Origin of the sequence: Flavobacterium paronense, assembly GCF_030409795.1 — a bacterium.
Taxonomy (GTDB): Bacteria; Bacteroidota; Bacteroidia; order Flavobacteriales; family Flavobacteriaceae; genus Flavobacterium; species Flavobacterium paronense.
Genome location: NZ_JAUFQN010000019.1, coordinates 2968784 through 2988531 on the forward strand (window position 1 = coordinate 2968784; position 19748 = coordinate 2988531).

Genomic DNA, 19748 nt, shown 5'->3' on the forward strand with positions numbered 1-19748 from the left:
GCAACTATATACTTGTGTAACCCATTAACGAACTATTTTAAAATTCTTGTCACAAACTTTCTTGTCACAATTTTTTTTGTGACACTTTTTTTTGTGACACTTTTAGCGCAAACGATGTCAACATTTTGTAGCAAACTTTATTTTAGCAGTATTATTTTGCTACACATTTTATTGCTACACATTTTCCGCAAACTATTTCAAGTTCTTTTCTTAATGGATTGGTTTTGGTTTAAGTTGAAAACAACTCAAACTCAAATACAGAAATTTTAATCCCGATTTTGTTGGAATAGGTTTTAGAATTATGAAATCGAGAATGGTTTCGCTTAACTAACTAGTAAGCATTACTCAATAACTAGTAAACAAAATGAATTTGGGTTTATAAGGTACTGATAGCAGTTTGCAATCGCTTAATGGTTTCTTCTTTTCCAATCAACTCAACAATATCAAAAAGATGTGGGCCTTTTAAGGCGCCAACCAAACTCAAACGGAATGGTTGCATTACTTTCCCCATGCCAATTTCGTTTTGTGTCATCCAATCTTTGACATCTGTTTCAATTGTGGCTGAAGTGAAATCAGAAATATTTTCTAATACAGAAATTAATTCCTGCATCGTTCTTGGTGTGTCTTCTTTCCAGTTTTTAGCTGCTTTTTCATCGTAAGACGTTGGCGCTTCAAAAAAGAAATTACTTAATTCCCAAAATTCGGAAACGAAGTTAGCACGTTCTTTAATCAACGAAACGATTCTTATTAATTTTACGTCTGTCACACTGAGCGCAGTCGAAGTGCTTCTATTTAATAAATCTTTCTTGAATAATTCAGCCAAACTTTCATCGCTTTGCTTTTGCAAATACTGATGATTGAACCATTTGTTTTTATCGGGATCAAATTTGGCTCCGGCTTTATGAACTCGGTTTAAATCGAACTTTTCAACTAATTCTTCCAATGAGAATAACTCTTGGTCTGTACCGTCATTCCATCCTAATAAAGCCAAGAAATTAATCACTGCTTCTGGGAAAAAGCCGTTTTCTCTGTAACCGGAAGAAACGCCTTCTTCACTTTTCCATTCTAAAGGGAAAACAGGAAACCCTAATTTATCGCCGTCACGCTTAGATAATTTTCCGTTTCCGATAGGTTTTAAAATCAATGGCAAATGAGCAAATTCGGGCGCTTCCCAACCAAAGGCTTTGTATAATAAACTATGCAATGGCATCGATGGCAACCATTCTTCACCACGAATTACATGTGAAGTTTCCATTAAATGGTCATCCACAATATTCGCTAAATGATAGGTTGGCATTCCGTCAGATTTAAATAAAACTTTATCGTCTAACAAATTAGTTTCAAAACTAATATCACCTCTAATGATATCATGCAGATGCAAAGTCTGATCAACAGGCGTTTTAAAACGAACCACATAAGCTTCTCCTGATGCAATTCTTTTTTCAGTTTCTGCTGCCGAAATAACTAAAGAAGTATCTAGTTTTTCACGGTTATGCCAATTGTATATAAATGTCTTTCCTTGCTCTTCGTGTTGTTTTCTATGAAAATCTAATGCTTCAGAAGTATCAAAAGCATAGTAAGCCCAACCTGAATTTATCAATTGGTCAGCGTATTGTTTGTACAAATCCTTTCTTTCCGATTGGCGGTAAGGTCCAAATTTTTCGTTCTTTCCAACAGTTTCGCTTGGTGCAATTCCCAACCAATCTAAAGCTTCAAAAATATACTGTTCTGCTCCTGGAACGAATCGATTTTGGTCGGTATCTTCTATTCTCAAATAGAAAACACCGTTATGTTTTTTGGCAAATAAGTAATTAAATAAGGCAGTTCTAACACCTCCAATATGCAATGGTCCGGTTGGACTTGGCGCAAAACGAACTCTAACAGCTTTTGACATTTCTTGTAAATTTTCGACAAAGATAATCAGAAGTCGGAATTAGAAGTCAGAAGTCAGAAGTTTTTAGGATTTCATTTCTAACGGAATTCTTTTATTCATAACAGCAAACCAAAGTGGAGGAACCAAAGATAAAACCATACTGGTAGGATAGCCAAAAGGCATTTGTGGTGAAGTATCGTGATATTCTAAAATTTGATATTTCTTCTGAGATTTATAATGATGATCACTATGTCTGGTTAATTCATACAACATAATTCTTCCTAAAATATGATTGGAATTCCAGGAATGTTTTTCACTTACACGTTCGTATCTGCCAGAAGGCAAAAGGTTTCTTTTTAAACCGTAATGCTCAATATAATTTATAGTTTCCAGTAAAAGAAAACCAACAATACCAGCTAATAATGCAACAACAAAACCAATACTTCCATAGAAATAAGAAATAAATAACAGATAACTTAGTTGAAGTATCGTAAACCAAAACATATCATTCTTCAATGAAAAGAAAGAACGGTTTTCTATTTGATTGAGTTTGTTTTGAATTTGCCACGCTTTTCGATACGTTCCGCAAACAGTTTGAATCCAGAAAGCATAAAGACTCTGATTGTATTTTGCCGTTGACGGATCTTCGGGTGTTGAGACATGTAAATGATGTCCGTGATTGTGTTCGATAAAAAAATGAGTGTAATGAGATGGAATTAAAAGTAGTTTTCCTAAAATTCGTTCTCCTACTTTTTCACGATGACCCAATTCGTGCGCAACATTTATTCCATTTGAACCCAAAACGACGCCTAAGCTTAAAACGGTTCCTATGATTTCAGGAATTGATAAAGTTGTAGTTGTAACTTTTTGTAATACAAAAAACAAGAAGCCATAAACAATGAAAACATTTAGATATAAAAGGATGTCAAAAAAGCGATTTTTTAGTTTGCTTTCAATTTCAGCATCCGTATAATTTTTTTCATTTTTTGGCAGTAGTATTTCTAATAATGGGAGGATTCCGAACGTAAAAACTACTCCGGCATAACTCCAGAAACCTCCAAAATAAACACCTAAAAAAGCAATTAACGGAATACAATACGCCAATAAATATTTCATAATCAATAAGATTTTGATATAAAATTAGCAAAGATTTTATAGAATTCAATTCTTTTTTCTTTGGCAATTTTTTAACGCTTGGGTATTCGCCAAAAATTGTACATTTATCGGTTATAAAAAGAAATTATAAAAATTGGATAATTCAAAGATCATATATAAAAAGTTAGAGGGCTTTATTACTAAGTATTACACCAATGAATTGTTGAAAGGAATTATTTTCTTTATTGGAATTGGTTTGTTGTATTTCATTTTTACCCTGTTCGTTGAATACTTTCTTTGGCTCAAGCCGGCAGCGAGAACGGTCTTGTTTTACACCTTTGTTTTTGTAGAGCTTTATCTGTTTTTTAGATTTATTTGTTTTCCTTTATTCAAATTATCCAAACTTCAAAAAGGGATAGATTTCGAGGAAGCTTCAATTATTATTGGAAATCATTTTAGTGAAATAGAAGATAAGCTGACTAACTTTTTACAGCTTTCTTATGATAGTAACAAATCGGAATTGCTGGCAGCATCGATTGATCAAAAAGCAAATACTTTACAACCCATTCCTTTTGGCAACGCTATAAACTTTGGAAATAATAAGAAATATTTGCCTTTGGCGATCATTCCAATATTGTTTTTTGCCTTCTTTTATCTTTCTGGAAACAGTAATTTGATTTCTCAAAGTTTGAATCGTGTGGTAAATTTTAAGCAACAGTTTTTACCTCCGGCACCATTTGAATTTGAGCTTTTGAATAATAATCTGCAAACCGAACAGAACAAGGACTTCTTATTAAAAGTTAAAACCATTGGTAAAGTTGTTCCCGAAAATGCTATGATTTTTATCGGTGATGAGAGTTATTTTATGGAAAGTAATAAAGCCGGAGAATTTGAGTTTGTCATTCCAAAACCTTCCGAAGATATAGAATTTCACATTGAAGCCAATGATGTTTCGTCACATGATTATGAACTGAAAGTGGTAACTGTACCATCAATTGCCAATTTTGAAATGGTATTGAATTTCCCTAATTATCTAAATAAAAAATCGGAAGTTATTAAAGGGACTGGTAACGCCATAATTCCCGAAGGCACGAAAGTTACCTGGAGAATAAATACTTTAGCTACACAAAAAGTAGATTGGATTAACGACAATGCGCGTTATACTTTTGCTAAGACAGATAATATATTCTCTTTGTCAAAAAACATTCTTCAAAATGTCGATTATCAAATTTTAACATCCAATAATAAAGTTCAGAACTACGAAAAACTGAATTATCAGATTTCAGTAATCAAAGATCAGTTTCCATCCATCACTGTAAATAATGCTCCTGACAGTTTAAAGGTTAATAAAAATTTTGTTTTAGGTCAGGTTTCAGATGATTACGGGCTTTCTAAGCTTCAAATTGTCTATTATCCAAAAGACACTCCAAACATTGCTAAAAAAGCTGCTATCGCTGTTAAGAAAGATATTTACGATCAGTTCGTGTTTTCGTTTCCAAGCAATCTTCCAGTTGACGAAGGTGTTTCGTATGAATACTATTTCGAGATTTTTGATAACGATGCTTTTCATAATTACAAAAGCACAAAATCATCTGTTTTTAGTAATCGAATTGCAACCGAAACTGAAAAGCAGGATGAAATGATGCAACAGCAAAATGATAATATTAACTCATTAGCTAAGTCCTTAAAAGCTCAGGATAAGCAATTATCTGAAATGGACAAGTTGCAAAAAATGGGTAAAGAGAAAGATAATTTAGAATATAAGGACCAGCAAAAAGTAAATGATTTTATCCAAAAACAAAAGCAACAGGATGAAATGATGAAAGAGTTTTCAGAGAAGATGAAAGACAATCTGGATAAATTCAAAACCGAGAAAAAGGATGAAAAGAAAGAGTTGCTTGAAGACAGATTGGAAAAAACGAAAGAAGAACTGGAAAAGAATAAAAAACTTTTAGACGAACTTCAAAAACTGAATGACAAAATCAGCAAAGAAGAGTTGTTCGAAAAGATGGAGAAATTTCAACAAGAAAGTAAAAACCAAACCAAAAGTCTAGAACAATTAGTCGAGCTTACCAAGCGTTATTATGTTGAGAAAAAGGCACAACAAATTGCAGAAAAGTTAGATAAACTTGCCGAGAAACAAGATAAGTTGGCTGATAAAACAGAGGAGAATAATGCAGATAAGCAAGATGAAATCAATAAAGAATTTGACAAGCTCAAAGAAGAATTAAAAGATTTACAGAAAGATAACAAGGAGTTAAAAGCTCCGATGGACATTCCCAAAACAGATGACAAGGAGAAAAGTATCGACGAAGATTTAAAAGAGGCTAAAGACCAATTACAGAAAGAACAAAAGACTAAAGCCAAGCCAAAACAAAAAAGCGCTTCAAAAAAAATGAAGCAAATGAGTCAGAAAATGGCCGAACAAATGGCCTCTGGCGACATGGAACAAGTGGAGGAAGATGTTGCTATGTTACGACAGATTTTAGACAATCTTTTGGCTTATTCATTTTCTCAGGAAGAGGTGATGAAGCAGTTTAAGAATTTAAAACGAGGAGCACCATCATTCAATAAAAATTTAAAAATACAGCAAGATTTAAAGCAGCAATTTAAACATGTAGATGATAGTTTGTTTGCAATGTCTTTGCGAAATCCAAAAATTGCTGAGGACATTACTAAAGAAATCGGCAACGTTCAATACAACGTTGATAAAGCCATAGAAACCCTAGCCGAAGCTAATGTTCCAAAAGGAAATTCGCACCAACAATATGCTGTTTCATCTTCAAATAAACTTGCAGATATGTTGAGTGATATTTTAAACGGTATGCAAATGCAGATGTCAGGGGCAGGTCAAGGAAAACCAAAACCTGGGCAAGGACAAGGTCAGGGAATGCAGTTGCCGGACATTATAAAAAAGCAAGAAGGCTTAGGTGAAAAGATGAAAAAAGGAATGAAGAAAGGTGACAAGCCCGGAGAAGGCCAGGAAGGTGATAAAGAGGGACAAGGTCAAGAAGGACAAAAACCAGGAGAAGGGAAGCAAGGCGGAAAAGGAGGGAGCGGAAAAGGAAGTGATGGAAAGGGTGAAAATGGTCAAGGGCAAGGAAAAGGAAATGAAAAAGGGGGTGAAAAAGGTCAAGAGGGCGAGGGCGATGCTAAAGAAATAATGGAAATCTTTAAAGAACAGCAACAGTTACGCGAAGCTTTGGAAAAAGAATTGAAAAAGCAAGGCGTGGGAGGAAATGGTCAAAACGCATTGGATCAAATGAAACAAATAGAGAAACAATTATTGAATAAAGGTTTTAATAATGAAACCCTCCAAAAGATTTTAAATGTCAAATATGAATTGTTGAAATTAGAAAAAGCAGTGCAACAACAAGGTGAAGATAAGAAGCGACAATCAGAAACGAATAAGAAAGAATTTAACAATCAGGCAACTGCCTTGCCAACACGTCTACAAGAATATTTGAATAGTATTGAAATTTTAAATAGACAAAGCTTACCTTTGCGCTCCAATTTTAACCAAAAGGTTCAAGAATATTTCAAAACCAATGATTAGTTTTAATTACGAGATAGATTTCAAATTAGAAAACGAAGAACTTTATTCTGGCTGGATTTCCAAAGTCATTAGCTCTGAAATGAAGAAAGAAGGAGAGATAAACTATATCTTCTGCGACGATGACTATTTAGTTGAAATTAACCAGCAGTATTTGGACCACGACACGTTAACAGACATTATCAGTTTCGATTATTCTATAGGAAATGAACTACACGGTGATGTCTTCATTTCTATTGAAAGGGTACGTGAAAACGCTGTTCATTTCAATGTTGATTTTGATGATGAATTGAAAAGAGTTTTGATTCACGGAGTTTTACATTATTGTGGATATAAAGACAAGAGTGAAGATGACGAAAAACTTATGCGTCAAAAGGAAGAGGAAAAAATGAAGATGTTCCACGTGAAACACAACTAAAATGTTTTTAGAAAAATACGATGTAATAGTGGTAGGTGCCGGTCACGCCGGATGTGAAGCAGCAGCAGCAGCAGCCAATTTAGGTTGCAGTACGTTGCTGGTTACTATGAGCCTACAAAATATTGCACAAATGTCGTGTAATCCAGCGATGGGCGGAATTGCTAAAGGTCAAATCGTCCGAGAAATAGATGCACTTGGCGGCTATTCCGGAATTATTTCAGATAATACAGCAGTCCAGTTCAAGATGCTGAATAAATCAAAGGGTCCAGCGATGTGGTCGCCAAGAGTTCAGTCAGACCGTATGCGTTTTGCTGAAGAGTGGCGATTGCGATTAGAACAAACTCCAAATGTCGATTTCTATCAAGAAATGGTCAAAGGACTTTTAATAAAGAACAATAAGATAGAGGGAATAGTAACATCCCTTGGAATTGAAATCAAAGCAAAAACAGTTGTGTTAACTAATGGGACTTTCCTCAACGGTTTAATTCACATTGGAGACAAACAATTTGGTGGAGGAAGAGCCGGTGAAAGTGCTGCTTTCGGAATTACAGATGACTTAGTCAAAGTTGGTTTCGAAGCAGGAAGAATGAAAACAGGAACACCACCTAGGGTTGATGGCCGTTCTTTGGATTATTCAAAAATGAGAGAAGAACCAGGTGATGATGTGCCAGATAAATTCTCTTATTCCGATGAAACAAAACCATTAGATAAACAGCTGTTATGTCATATGACCTACACTTCAAATGAAGTACATAATATTTTACGTGAAGGTTTTGATCGCTCCCCAATGTTTAACGGAAGAATAAAAAGTATTGGTCCAAGATATTGCCCATCTATTGAAGATAAAATCAATCGTTTTGCCGACAAAGAAAGACACCAGTTATTTGTAGAGCCAGAAGGATGGAACACAGTTGAGGTATACGTTAACGGTTTTTCAACTTCATTACCAGAAGATATTCAATTTAAAGCGTTGCGTTCTGTTGAAGGATTTGAGAAAGTTAAGTTTTTCCGTCCAGGTTACGCTATAGAATACGATTATTTCCCACCAACGCAGTTAAAGCATACGCTTGAAACTAAATTAGTGGAAGGTTTGTATTTTGCCGGACAAATTAACGGAACCACAGGTTACGAAGAAGCCGCATCTCAAGGAATGATGGCAGGAATTAACGCAGCCTTAAAAGTAAAAGAGCAAGAACCAATGATTTTGCGTCGTGATGAAGCATATATAGGCGTTCTTATTGATGATTTAATTACTAAAGGAACTGAGGAGCCTTACAGAATGTTTACTTCTCGTGCTGAATATAGAACTCTCCTGCGTCAGGATAATGCAGATTTTAGATTAACACCTAAGTCATATGAAATTGGTTTAGCGTCTGAAAAAAGATTACGTAGAATGGAATACAAGTTTAATGAAAGTGAAAAAATGGTAAATTTTTTCAAAGACACAAGTGTTACTCCAGAAGAAGCTAATCCTATATTGGAAGCAAAAGAAAGCTCAGCAATGATTCAGTCTGATAAAATGTTTAAAGTGTTTTCAAGGCCACAAATTGAATTGGATGATTTCCTTAAATTTAATAAAGTAAAAAATTATGTTACCGAAAATGATTTGGATAAAGAGATAATTGAACAGGCAGAAATTCAAGTTAAATATTCAGGTTATATCGAAAAGGAAAGAAACAATGCAGAAAAACTAATCCGATTAGAAGACATTAAAATTCCAGAAAATTTTGATTATAACAAAATCAAATCAATGTCGATTGAAGCCAAACAAAAATTAAGCAAAATCCGTCCTGTAACTATCTCACAAGCATCAAGAATAAGCGGGGTATCTCCAGCGGACATTTCAGTTTTATTAATTTACATGGGCCGATAATTTTGCGTTCCACGTGAAACCAAGTCTGCCAATCCCTATCAATACAGCCTTTTTATGAGTTTTCAAAACAATATTTTTTTTCAAAAAGTAAGAGACTATTCCGTTTCAAAAGAAATTTTCGAATTGCATCATAATCCAGAGTATGATTTGTTAATCACCTTTCCAAAACCATCTTTGGAGAAATTGCCAAGCTATTACGAAAGCGAAGATTATATTTCTCATACAGATGGGAAGCGTTCTTTTTTTGAAAGAATGTACCATTTGATTAAAAATATTGCGCTTAAAAACAAAGTAAAATTAATCAATGCGCAATCTGAAAAAGGTAAACTTTTAGACATTGGAGCAGGAACTGGAGATTTTTTGGTAGTAGCAAAAAAAGATGGCTGGCAAACAACAGGTGTCGAACCAAGCGCAAAAGCAAAAGCAATTGCTTTAAACAAAGGAGTAAATTTTGCAGCTAATCTTTCTGATTTAGAAGATCATTCTTTCGATGTAATAACGATGTGGCACGTTTTAGAACATGTTCCAAATCTTGAAGAATATATTTTAGAATTAAAAAGATTAGTAAAACCAACAGGCACAATTTTGATAGCGGTTCCAAATTTTAAATCATTTGATGCAAATTATTATGGTAGATTTTGGGCAGCTTATGATGTACCTAGACATATTTGGCATTTCTCCAAAACAGCAATTGATAAATTGTTCGCAGAAAACGGAATGAAATTAATTGAAGTTCTTCCAATGAAATTTGACAGTTTTTATGTGAGCTTATTATCTGAAAAATATAAAACTGGAAAAATGAATTTCATTAGAGCTTTTTTCGTAGGATTGAAATCAAATCATAATGCCAAACAAACAAAAGAGTATTCTTCACATATTTATGTGTTAAAAAATCAGTAAAAATCATTTTAAAGCTTTTGTTTGGAACTAACAGAGGGAGGTTATAAATTAAGCCGTTCCAACAGAGAAATGCTTTTAAACAGCTTTATTTGAAGCCAAAATCAATAGCCATATATTATTAATACCGTTTTTACAATAACAAAAATTTATATTCTAAAAACACTGAAATTCAACTTTAGTTATTTGAATTTTATTTTTATACTTTTGAAACCGAAATTAAATTTATCAAATCATGATTAAAAAAACAGTTATCTTTTTTGCATTAACAATGACTATTATTTCTTGCAATAAAACAACAACAGAAACTAAAGAATTTAAGACAGCTTATGTTGATACTTCAAAATTAATGGATGAATCAACTGAGGCAAAAGATATCGGAGCTAAATACAAAGATAAATCTAAAGTAATGGGCAATCAGTTAGAAGCTGAAGTGGCTCGATTTAAATCTGAAGCAGCAAGCTTTAAGCAAAATGCGCAAACAAATGGACAAGCTTGGGCTCAACAAAAAGGAGCTGAATTGACCCAAAGAGAACAACAATTAAACTATGCGCAACAAGCAATGCTACAACAGTTGCAACAAGAGAGCGGTGCCGAAATAGATTCTTTGGTTGTTAACTACAGAAAGATGCTTAAAGAATATGGTAAAGAAAAAGGATACGACTACATTTACGGATCAGGAGATGCATCACCATCAATATTATATGCAAAAGACAGCTATGATATTACAAAAGATATAATCAAAATGGTTAATGATAAATATAAATCGGCAGGAAAAAAAGAAGAAGCGCCAAAAGAAGTAAAAAAATAGCACAATCATTTTTGTAAGATAAAAAAGCCTCAATTTGTAGGCTTTTTTTTGTTGTATGTTGAAATACAATATGTTATATTTGTTTTCTAAATTACACGCCATGGAATCACTATCAGCCGAAGCAAACTATGTTTTGCAGTTCATCAATCAAACCAATCGGTCCATTTTCCTTACTGGAAAAGCGGGAACAGGAAAAACGACACTTCTTAAAGAAATCATCAAATCAACACACAAAAACTGTGTTGTTGTGGCTCCAACCGGAATAGCAGCATTAAACGCTGGCGGTGTTACAATTCACTCTATGTTCCAGTTGCCTTTCGGCGGATTTATACCGGATAATTCTTCACCTCAATTTTTAGAAAATTCTAAATTTGAAACTAAAGCAACATTGCGCAGACATTTCAAAATGAGCGGATTGAAGAAAACCGTTATTCAAAATATGGAACTGCTAATTATTGATGAAGTCAGTATGTTACGCTCCGATTTGATGGACGCTATCGACTTTATGTTACAATCTGTACGAAGAAAAAATCTTCCTTTTGGTGGCGTACAAGTGCTTTTTATTGGCGATTTATTGCAATTGCCACCTATAATTCGAGAGGAAGAATGGCGGACATTGAGGTCCTATTACAAAGGAAAATTCTTTTTTCATTCACATGTAATACAACAAAATCCACCTTTGTATATTGAGCTGTCTAAGATTTTCCGCCAAACAGATGAGCAGTTCATTTCGGTTTTGAATAATTTAAGAAACAATCTGATTACACAAAGTGATATTGGAATTCTAAATCAATTTGTACAACCAAATTTTGATTTGAAAGCCAACAAAGGTTATATCACTTTAACAACACACAACGTCAAAGCCGATGCTATAAATTCTCAATCATTAAAAGATTTAAAAGGAATAACGAAAGTTTATGAAACTTTAATTGTAGGCGATTTTCCGGAAAAAATATATCCATTAGAAGAAAAATTAGAACTAAAAGTCGGAGCACAAGTGATGTTTATTAAAAATGATTTGTCTTTTGATAAAAATTATTTCAATGGTAAAATGGGAAGTATCAAATCGCTATCTGATGAAGAAATTATGGTTCACTTTCCCGACGAAAATAAAACCATCGAAGTCGAACGTTATGAATGGCAAAACATCCGTTACTATGTAGATGAAAACACCAAAGAAATCACCGAGGAAGTTCTTGGTACATTTACGCATTACCCAATAAAATTAGCTTGGGCAATTACAGTTCACAAAAGTCAAGGATTAACTTTTGATAAAGCAGCACTCGATGTTTCGCAAGTTTTTCTTCCCGGACAAGCCTATGTAGCTCTTTCCCGATTACGCTCCTTAAATGGCTTAGTTTTGCTTTCTCCGTTGCAAATGAATGGTATTTCAAGCGACCAAGATGTAATGCATTATGCCGAAAATAAAGCAACAGAAGCGCTTTTAGAAAATGCACTGAAGCTAGAAACCAAAAATTTTATTCTTAACTATTTGAAATCCAGTTTCGATTGGACAGATTTAGCCCAGGAATGGCGCAATCATCAGTTCAGTTATAACGAAAACTCAGAATTATCAGCTAAATCAAAACATGCTTTATGGGCAAAAAAACAAACAGAATTAATTGAAAACCTTTTGGAGCCATCCCGAAAATTCATAGCGCAATTGAATACTCTTTTCAAGGAAGACGAAGTCGATTTTAATTATGTTTTCGATAGAATTCAAGCTGCTCATTCTTACTTTTTTAAACCTTTGGATAATCTTGTTTATGAAATCTTATGGAAACTAGAAGAAGTAATTCGGATTAAAAAAGTCAAAGCATTTTATGATGAATTAGTGGTTTTGGAAACACTGCAAGTCAAAGCGGTTTTGCAATTAATGAAAGCCAAATTATTAATTGAAACTGTTGTGAAAGGCGAAACAATTTCTAAAGAAAAATTATCTTCAGAAGCAATTAAATTTTATAAAATCAGAAAACTGGAAATTATTCGGGAAGAATTTAAAAATCTAAACGTAACTCTAATTGAAGATGAAGTCGATTTAGAACGGTATACCAAAAAGAAAAAAACAGAAAAAGTTCAAAAAAAATCAACAGTTCAGGAAACCTATGAATTGTGGCTCGAAAAGAATTCTATCAAGGAAATTGCCGCAATGCGAAAGCTAACAACCCAAACGATAGGTACTCATATTTCCAAACTAATAGAAACAGAAACCATCTCAATTTCAGATGTTTTACCGGAAGAAAAAATTCAGGAATTAGCCTTAGCTTTCAAAGGTTATAAAGAAGAAACGCTAAACGGTTTGAAAGAACAATACGGAGATAAATTCACATGGGATGAATTAAAAATGTTCAAAGCAAGCCTATAAAATCCCTCTAGGAATTACATATCGGTAACTCAAAATCAACAACAAAATCCCGCTAGGGATGATATATCAGTAACCGGCACCACTAACTCAACCAAAAAACTGCCAAAACCGCCGGAACAAAATAAATAGCTATCGTTCGTGCTCCATCATAATCTTTAGCCAAACGCTGACCTAAAAGCAATAAAATCAAAGTAATACATGAAAAAACAGCGCCATAAAAACCAAATGTTCTTCCGCCATTAATCAATAATTCGACACAGCCAACTAATGTTAAGACACCAGTTATGAGTTCAAGAAGTAAAATAACTCCTAACGCAAGTGGAACATTATTTTTTAGTAATGAAGTGTTGGCAAAATGTCCTTTAAGCCAATCAATATTTCCCTGCCAACCAAAAATTTTATCATAGGCAGATTGTACAAAAGTTACCGCAAGAAAAAGCAAAACAAGTATCGAAGCTGTGTTAGTCATGTTGGTTAATTTTTATGGATTAATCGAGTTAGTTTTATAGACAAATCAGTTAATATAATTTTGGCATTTCCGTTGCGTTCAATATGATAAATCGCATCCGAAAGTTCACTAAAAATGGCATTAATATTATTTCCATTTACAAATGGAGCAAATTTTTCGATAGTAAAGTTTTCCACTTTTGGCTCTACATAAACTAAACTTTTGGTTTCATAATTGTGCAACAAAGCCTGACGGAACATCACAATACAATAATTCAAAAACTGCTTTTGCCCTTCACGACCCAAACCTGCAATTTCTTCGCTCCATGAAATTAAATCCTGGATAGCTGAAGCATTCTTTTTGGCACTAAAGGCAGCACGAACCCAGGCCACAAACCACTTTTCAAAAGGGAAATCTTCAGTATCATTTTTTACAATATGAAGTGCTTTATTATAATTTCCTTGTGCCTGATGCGCCACTTTAGACGCCGAAGCATCATCTAAAAAATAATTGACTTTTAATGCTTTTGAAATTTCGGCTTCAGGCAAAGCACCAAAATGTAACACTTGACATCGTGACCTAATCGTTTGAATAATATCTTCTTCATTTTCAGAAATCAGCAAAAACAATGTTTTTTCAGGCGGTTCTTCCAACAATTTTAATAATTTATTAGAGGCAGCAATATTCATTTTGTCTGCCATCCAAACAATCATAATTTTATATCCGCCTTCATATGACTTTAACGCCAAAGCCTTCAGAATATCCGAGGCATCTTCTACCCGAATTTCACCTTGCTTGTTCTGAACACCTAAATGTTTGTACCAATCAAATAAACTACCATAAGGATTTTTCGAAACAAACTCTCGCCAATCCAAAATAAAGTCAGCACTTTTTGGTTTAGTTTTTATATCTTCATTAGTCACATTTGGATAGACAAAATGCAAATCAGGATGTGATAACGATTGAAATTTTAGATTACAACTTTCATTTCCACCGCTATTTTCTCGCCCTTGATTATTGCATAAAACAAATTGAGCATAAGCAATAGCCATGGCCAAAGTACCACAACCTTCTGGGCCAACAAACAACTGAGCGTGCGGAATTCTTCCCGACAGCGCACTTTTTACGAGATGATTTTTTATGTAATCCTGACCAAGAATATCTGAAAACTGCATAAAGCAAATATAGAAGAAATATTTTGCTATTAGTAAATCATCCTGTGATATTCAAACCTAATACAGTAATAAAAAAGTAGGGAACAAATTGCTATTTATTTGAAAACAAAGATTTTATCCCTTAAAATTTCCTTAAAAAACATCGATAAAAGCACAAAAAACATCGGTGAAACTAAATTTTGTTATATTTGCAAGTATTCTAACCTATTAATTTACTAAATGAAAACGCTTCAAGATTTTAATTTCAACGCCAAAAAAGCCATAATTAGAGTTGATTTCAACGTGCCTCTAGACGAGAATTTCAACGTTACTGATGCCAACCGAATTGAAGCCGCAAAGCCAACTATAGATAAGATTCTGGCCGATGGTGGAAGCGTAATATTGATGTCACATTTAGGAAGACCAAAAGCAAAAGAAGACAACTATTCGTTACGACATATTGTAGCAAAAGTTTCAGAAGTTTTAGGACTAAATGTTCAATTTGCTTCTGATTGTAGAGGAGAAATAGCGACAAATGCCGCTAAAAATTTGAAACCAGGTGAGGTTTTATTGTTAGAAAACCTTCGTTTTTATGCTGAAGAAGAAGCTGGAGATGAAAATTTCGCAAAGGAATTAGCTTCATTAGGTGATATTTATGTGAATGATGCTTTCGGAACAGCACACAGAGCACACGCTTCGACAACAATAATTGCTAAATTTTTTCCAAGTCATAAATGTTTTGGATTGCTTTTGGCCAAAGAAATAGAAAGTTTAAATCGTGTTTTAAATAATTCGGTGAAACCCGTAACAGCCGTTCTTGGAGGTTCAAAAGTATCTTCAAAAATTACAGTTATCGAAAATATTTTAGATAAAGTGGATCATATGATCATTGGTGGCGGAATGACATTCACTTTTATAAAAGCCTTAGGCGGCAAAATAGGCGATTCTATTTGTGAAGATGATAAACAAGAATTGGCTTTAGAGATTTTACATTTAGCCAAACAAAAAAACGTTCACATACACATTCCAGTTGATGTTGTTGCGGCAGATTCATTTTCAAATGATGCCAACACACAAATAGTTGATGTTCGAGAAATTCCTGATGGATGGCAAGGTTTAGACGCTGGACCAAAATCATTGGCTAATTTCAGAGAAGTAATTATGAAGTCAAAAACAATTCTTTGGAATGGACCTCTAGGTGTTTTTGAAATGGAAAATTTTGCCAACGGAACAATTGAACTAGGAAATTATATTGCCGAATCAACAGCAAACGGAGCCTTTTCACTTGTAGGCGGCGGAGATTCAGTTGCAGCAGTAAAACAATTCGGATTGGAAGACAAAATGAGTTACGTATCAACAGGCGGTGGAGCCATGTTAGAAATGCTGGAAGGAAGAGTATTACCGGGAATTGCTGCCATTTTAAGTTAAAGTTTTAAAACAGCACAATAAATAATAATAATAGACGTTATTAATTAAGAATTAATAACCTACAGATTTGAAATATACCACTTTATAAAATAAAGTTATGACTATAAAAAAAGTAACCTCATTAGCATTATTGATAGCATCTTCAGCAATTTTTGCCCAAGATACTATCGTTGCTACATCAGTAAAAAAAGAACCTCTAACTAGGCGAGAAGTTTTAGATTCAATCAAAGCTACTTTTGTTCACGATCAAGTTGCATCATGCATCGATAGTTTGTGGATGAAAGAAATGGTAAGTCTGGATTTATACGATGACTTAACAACCGATATCAAAAACATTAATGTTGATGAAAAAGTTGATTATGAATTACCAACAGAACTTTTGAAAGAAAGATTGAAGAAAATGGATGAGAAATCTCCTTTCAATATCGAATACAATGTTGGTTTAGAAAATGTCATCAAATCATTTTTAAAGAACAGAAAAAGAGCCTTCGAAAGATTAATGGGTCTTTCCCAATTTTACTTCCCACAGTTTGAAGAATCATTATCGGCACAAAATATTCCTCTAGAAATAAAATATTTAGCGGTTGTAGAATCAGCTTTAAATCCAAGAGCAGTCTCAAGAGTTGGTGCAACTGGTTTGTGGCAGTTTATGTATCAAACCGGAAAACAATATGATTTAAATATCAATTCTTATGTTGATGACAGAAGCGATCCTATAAAAGCTAGTAATGCTGCAACTCAATACATGAAAAACATGTATGCTATTTTTGGTGATTGGGATTTGGTTCTTGCCTCATACAATTCTGGACCAGGAAACGTTGCAAAAGCAATCAGACGTTCAGGCGGACAACAAAACTATTGGAACATTCGAAAATATTTGCCAAAAGAAACGCAAGGATATTTACCTGCTTTCTTAGCTACGATGTATATTTTCGAATATCACAAAGAACACGGAATAAAGCCAGACAGAGCGGTTGCCAACCATTTTGCTACAGATACTGTAATGATTAAAAACGCAATGACATTCAAGCAAATTTCAGATTTGTTAGATGTTCCTGTTGCTGAATTACAGTTTTTAAATCCATCCTACAAAAGAGAAGAAGTTCCATATATCACTGGCGAAAATCATTATTTGAGATTACCAGTTAATAAAGTTGCTGTTTTTACTTCCAATGAAGATAAGATTTATGCTTTTGTTAAATATGAATCAAACAAAAGAGAAAGACCTTATGAAAGTATGGTTGCTTCTAGAAATTCTAACGACTCAGATAATGACGGAACAATTTCAAGAGTTAAATTTCATAAAGTTAGACGAGGCGATAGTTTAAGCGAGATTTCGGACAGATACGGAATCACAATGTCAGAACTTAAAAAGTGGAATCATTTGAGAGGTAATAAAGCACCAATGGGAAGAAGATTAAAAATTTATACCCAAGAAGCAGTGGCCTCGCACGATAAAAAAATCACCAAACCAGATACAATTTCTGTAAAAGAAACTACAGCTTTAGCATCGAACACGGCTAAAATATTTAAAGAAGAAAAAGTGGTTTCGTATAAAGATGTAGTGAAAATGCACAAAGTAAAAAGAGGTGATAATCTTGGTGAAATCTCAGATAAATATGGAGTTACTGTAGCCGAAGTTAAAAAATGGAATCACTTAAAAGGAAGTAATATTGTTCCTGGTAAAAGTTTGAAAATCATCAAAAACGAAAGAGTTGTAACTACGGTTAGAAAAGAAGTAAAAGCAGACAAAAACACTATTGAAACTGCAGTTGCTTCAAACGATAATGATAAACCAAGTGACTTTTATGAAGTTCAAAGAGGCGATAACTTATTCAGTATTGCCAAAAAATTCAATGTTAGTTTAGAAGATTTAAAAAAATGGAATAATCTAGACGACTTAAATGTTGAGCAAGGTTCAAAATTAGCATTAGTTAATAATGATTCAGAACCAGTAAAAGAAACAGCATACAAAACCGAAGTTAAAATTACTGAACACATTGTTGACAGAGGTGAAAGTTTAGGAAGCATTGCACGAAAATTTGATGTTTCAATAGCTGACATTAAAGACTGGAACAAGATGGATGACAACAATGTTCAACTTGGCGCAAAATTAATTGTTGGTAAAAGATATATAGTTTCTTCTGAAAACAAAAACGTAACATCGAAAAAGGAAAATATAGCGGTTAACGACAGAGATGAAGTAAAATTATACTATGTTAAAAAAGGCGATTCATTATTTAGCATTGCCAAAAAATATCCGGGCGTTTCGATTTCCGATTTAAAAAAATGGAACGGAATTAAAAATGAAAGTTTAAAAGCTGGTATGAAATTAAAAATTAACGGTTAAATCCGAAAATCTTCTATAAATTTGGGTTTTATTTCAGTTATGAATAAAACCCTTTTTTTATGGCTTTTTGTGTCGTGTATTGCGAGCTCTTGCTCATTTAAAAAAGACAGATTGCCAGACGAATCTTCTGCTGCAGCCATAAATACGATAGCCGTAATTATTGACGACCAACTTTGGAACGGCGAAGTTGGCGACAGCATCCGGAATAAGTTTGCTTCACCCGTATTAGGTTTGCCACAAGAAGAACCCTTATTCACAATCAATCAATATCCTGTAAAACTTTTCGAAGGTTTTTCAACCGATAGCCGAAATATTCTTATCATCAAAAAAGACAATGAAAATAAATATGAATTCAAAAAAAATGAATTTGCCACACCACAAAATGCTTTTCATATTTCAGGAAAAACATCTTTCGAAATATTAGAAATTTTAGAAAAAAACGTCCCTGAGATTATAAAAAAAATGCGAGAAATCGAAATTACTCACAATCAAAAAATCATCAAAGACTCCTTACTCGATACTAAAAAAATTCAAAAAAAATTTAGCATTGATTTATTGATTCCTTCAAAATACGAATACGTTATGAGAAGGAAAAATTTCATTTGGCTCAAAAGTGAAATCGTCAGCGGCAACAAAAGTCTAATAATTTACCAGATTCCGTGGAAAAGCATTCACCCCAACAATGCTGTAAACGGTGTTGTACAGGTTAGAGATTCTATAGGGAAACTCTATATTCATGGCTCCGCATACAAAACACAAATGGTTACGGAAGAAGCTTATTCACCTTATTTTTCAAAAACAGCACTAGCAGGAAATAAAGCCTATGAAACCAAAGGAACGTGGCAAATGAAAAACGATTTCATGTCTGGACCGTTTATTAATTACACCATTTTTGATAAAGCCAACAGGCGTATACTTGTTTTAGAAGGATTTTGTTATGCGCCATCAAAAGAAAAGCGCGATTTGATGTTTGAATTAGAGTCCATTATTAAATCGATACAAATTAAAAAATAGCAGCATGAACTTAGAATGGAAAATAAGACGATTTGAGGCGCTAACTATAGTTGAGTTATACAATTTGCTTCAATTGCGAAGTGAAGTCTTTGTAGTTGAGCAAAATTGCGTCTATCAAGATATTGATTACAAAGATCAAAAAGCATTACACCTAATTGGCGAAGATGATGGACAAATAGTTGCTTATGCCCGATTGTTTAAACCAAAAGATTATTTTGAGGAAGCTTCTATTGGACGAGTTGTTGTTAAGCCAACTTATCGAGATAAAAAACTCGGACACATCTTAATGAGAGAAGCGATTTATTTCATGAAGCATCAGTTAGGCGAAACCAAAATTACGATTTCGGCCCAGTTATATTTGAAGAAATTCTACGAAAGTCATGAGTTTATTCAGACTAGTGAAATGTATTTAGAAGATGATATTCCACACATCGAAATGAGAAGAGCGTAAACAATCCCTTTTTTAGGG

General features: G+C 33.7%; 14 protein-coding genes. 10 read left to right on the forward strand and 4 right to left on the reverse strand.

Translation table 11 applies throughout. The annotated features are described in order from the left end of the window. Nucleotides 1-376: 376 nt before the first annotated feature. Nucleotides 377-1894: a glutamate--tRNA ligase gene (gltX, locus tag QWY90_RS14195; protein WP_290286699.1), complete on the reverse strand. Its 1518-nt coding sequence runs from the start codon at nucleotides 1892-1894 to the stop codon at nucleotides 377-379. A 63-nt stretch (nucleotides 1895-1957) separates the two neighbouring features. Beyond that, on the reverse strand, nucleotides 1958-2989 hold the full coding sequence (locus QWY90_RS14200; RefSeq protein WP_290286700.1) for an alkane 1-monooxygenase: 1032 nt from the start codon (nucleotides 2987-2989) through the stop codon (nucleotides 1958-1960). Nucleotides 2990-3122: 133 nt separating this feature from the next. Between QWY90_RS14200 and QWY90_RS14205 the strand changes: the two genes are divergently transcribed. The 6 genes from QWY90_RS14205 (at nucleotide 3123) to QWY90_RS14230 (ending at nucleotide 12885) form a co-directional block, all read left to right on the forward strand. Beyond that, on the forward strand, nucleotides 3123-6524 hold the full coding sequence (locus tag QWY90_RS14205) for a DUF4175 family protein (protein WP_290286701.1): 3402 nt from the start codon (nucleotides 3123-3125) through the stop codon (nucleotides 6522-6524). Further along, a complete protein-coding gene (ybeY, locus tag QWY90_RS14210; RefSeq protein WP_290286702.1) occupies nucleotides 6517-6939 on the forward strand; it encodes an rRNA maturation RNase YbeY in 423 nt (140 codons plus the stop codon). The genes QWY90_RS14205 and ybeY overlap by 8 nt, the downstream gene beginning before the upstream one ends. 1 nt (nucleotide 6940) lies before the next feature. Further along, complete coding sequence (gene mnmG / locus QWY90_RS14215) at nucleotides 6941-8812, forward strand: tRNA uridine-5-carboxymethylaminomethyl(34) synthesis enzyme MnmG (protein WP_290286704.1); 1872 nt, start codon at nucleotides 6941-6943, stop codon at nucleotides 8810-8812. Between the two features lie 54 nt (nucleotides 8813-8866). Beyond that, the gene (locus tag QWY90_RS14220) at nucleotides 8867-9712 is read left to right on the forward strand and encodes a class I SAM-dependent methyltransferase (protein WP_290286705.1); all 846 of its coding nucleotides are present in this window, start codon (nucleotides 8867-8869) and stop codon (nucleotides 9710-9712) included. Nucleotides 9713-9944: 232 nt separating this feature from the next. Then, on the forward strand, nucleotides 9945-10520 hold the full coding sequence (locus QWY90_RS14225) for an OmpH/Skp family outer membrane protein (RefSeq protein WP_379691736.1): 576 nt from the start codon (nucleotides 9945-9947) through the stop codon (nucleotides 10518-10520). Between the two features lie 100 nt (nucleotides 10521-10620). Next, complete coding sequence (locus QWY90_RS14230) at nucleotides 10621-12885, forward strand: helix-turn-helix domain-containing protein (protein WP_290286707.1); 2265 nt, start codon at nucleotides 10621-10623, stop codon at nucleotides 12883-12885. Nucleotides 12886-12967: 82 nt separating this feature from the next. Here the strand turns inward: QWY90_RS14230 and QWY90_RS14235 are convergent, their stop codons facing one another. Together QWY90_RS14235 and QWY90_RS14240 are read right to left on the reverse strand one after the other, a co-directional pair. Next, nucleotides 12968-13354: a DoxX family protein gene (locus QWY90_RS14235; protein WP_290286709.1), complete on the reverse strand. Its 387-nt coding sequence runs from the start codon at nucleotides 13352-13354 to the stop codon at nucleotides 12968-12970. Between the two features lie 5 nt (nucleotides 13355-13359). Further along, a complete protein-coding gene (locus QWY90_RS14240; protein ID WP_290286711.1) occupies nucleotides 13360-14508 on the reverse strand; it encodes a DNA polymerase III subunit in 1149 nt (382 codons plus the stop codon). Between the two features lie 219 nt (nucleotides 14509-14727). On the opposite strand from QWY90_RS14240, the gene QWY90_RS14245 reads away from it, so the two are divergent. The 4 genes from QWY90_RS14245 (at nucleotide 14728) to QWY90_RS14260 (ending at nucleotide 19730) form a co-directional block, all read left to right on the forward strand. Next, complete coding sequence (locus QWY90_RS14245) at nucleotides 14728-15915, forward strand: phosphoglycerate kinase (protein ID WP_290286713.1); 1188 nt, start codon at nucleotides 14728-14730, stop codon at nucleotides 15913-15915. A 97-nt stretch (nucleotides 15916-16012) separates the two neighbouring features. Further along, nucleotides 16013-18265: a LysM peptidoglycan-binding domain-containing protein gene (locus QWY90_RS14250; protein ID WP_290286714.1), complete on the forward strand. Its 2253-nt coding sequence runs from the start codon at nucleotides 16013-16015 to the stop codon at nucleotides 18263-18265. A 111-nt stretch (nucleotides 18266-18376) separates the two neighbouring features. After that, the gene (locus QWY90_RS14255) at nucleotides 18377-19279 is read left to right on the forward strand and encodes a DUF4837 family protein (RefSeq protein WP_336622165.1); all 903 of its coding nucleotides are present in this window, start codon (nucleotides 18377-18379) and stop codon (nucleotides 19277-19279) included. 4 nt (nucleotides 19280-19283) lie between these two features. Next, nucleotides 19284-19730 carry a GNAT family N-acetyltransferase gene (locus QWY90_RS14260; protein ID WP_290286716.1) on the forward strand — a complete coding sequence of 149 codons (447 nt, stop codon included), beginning with the start codon at nucleotides 19284-19286 and terminating at the stop codon, nucleotides 19728-19730. Nucleotides 19731-19748: the final 18 nt, after the last annotated feature.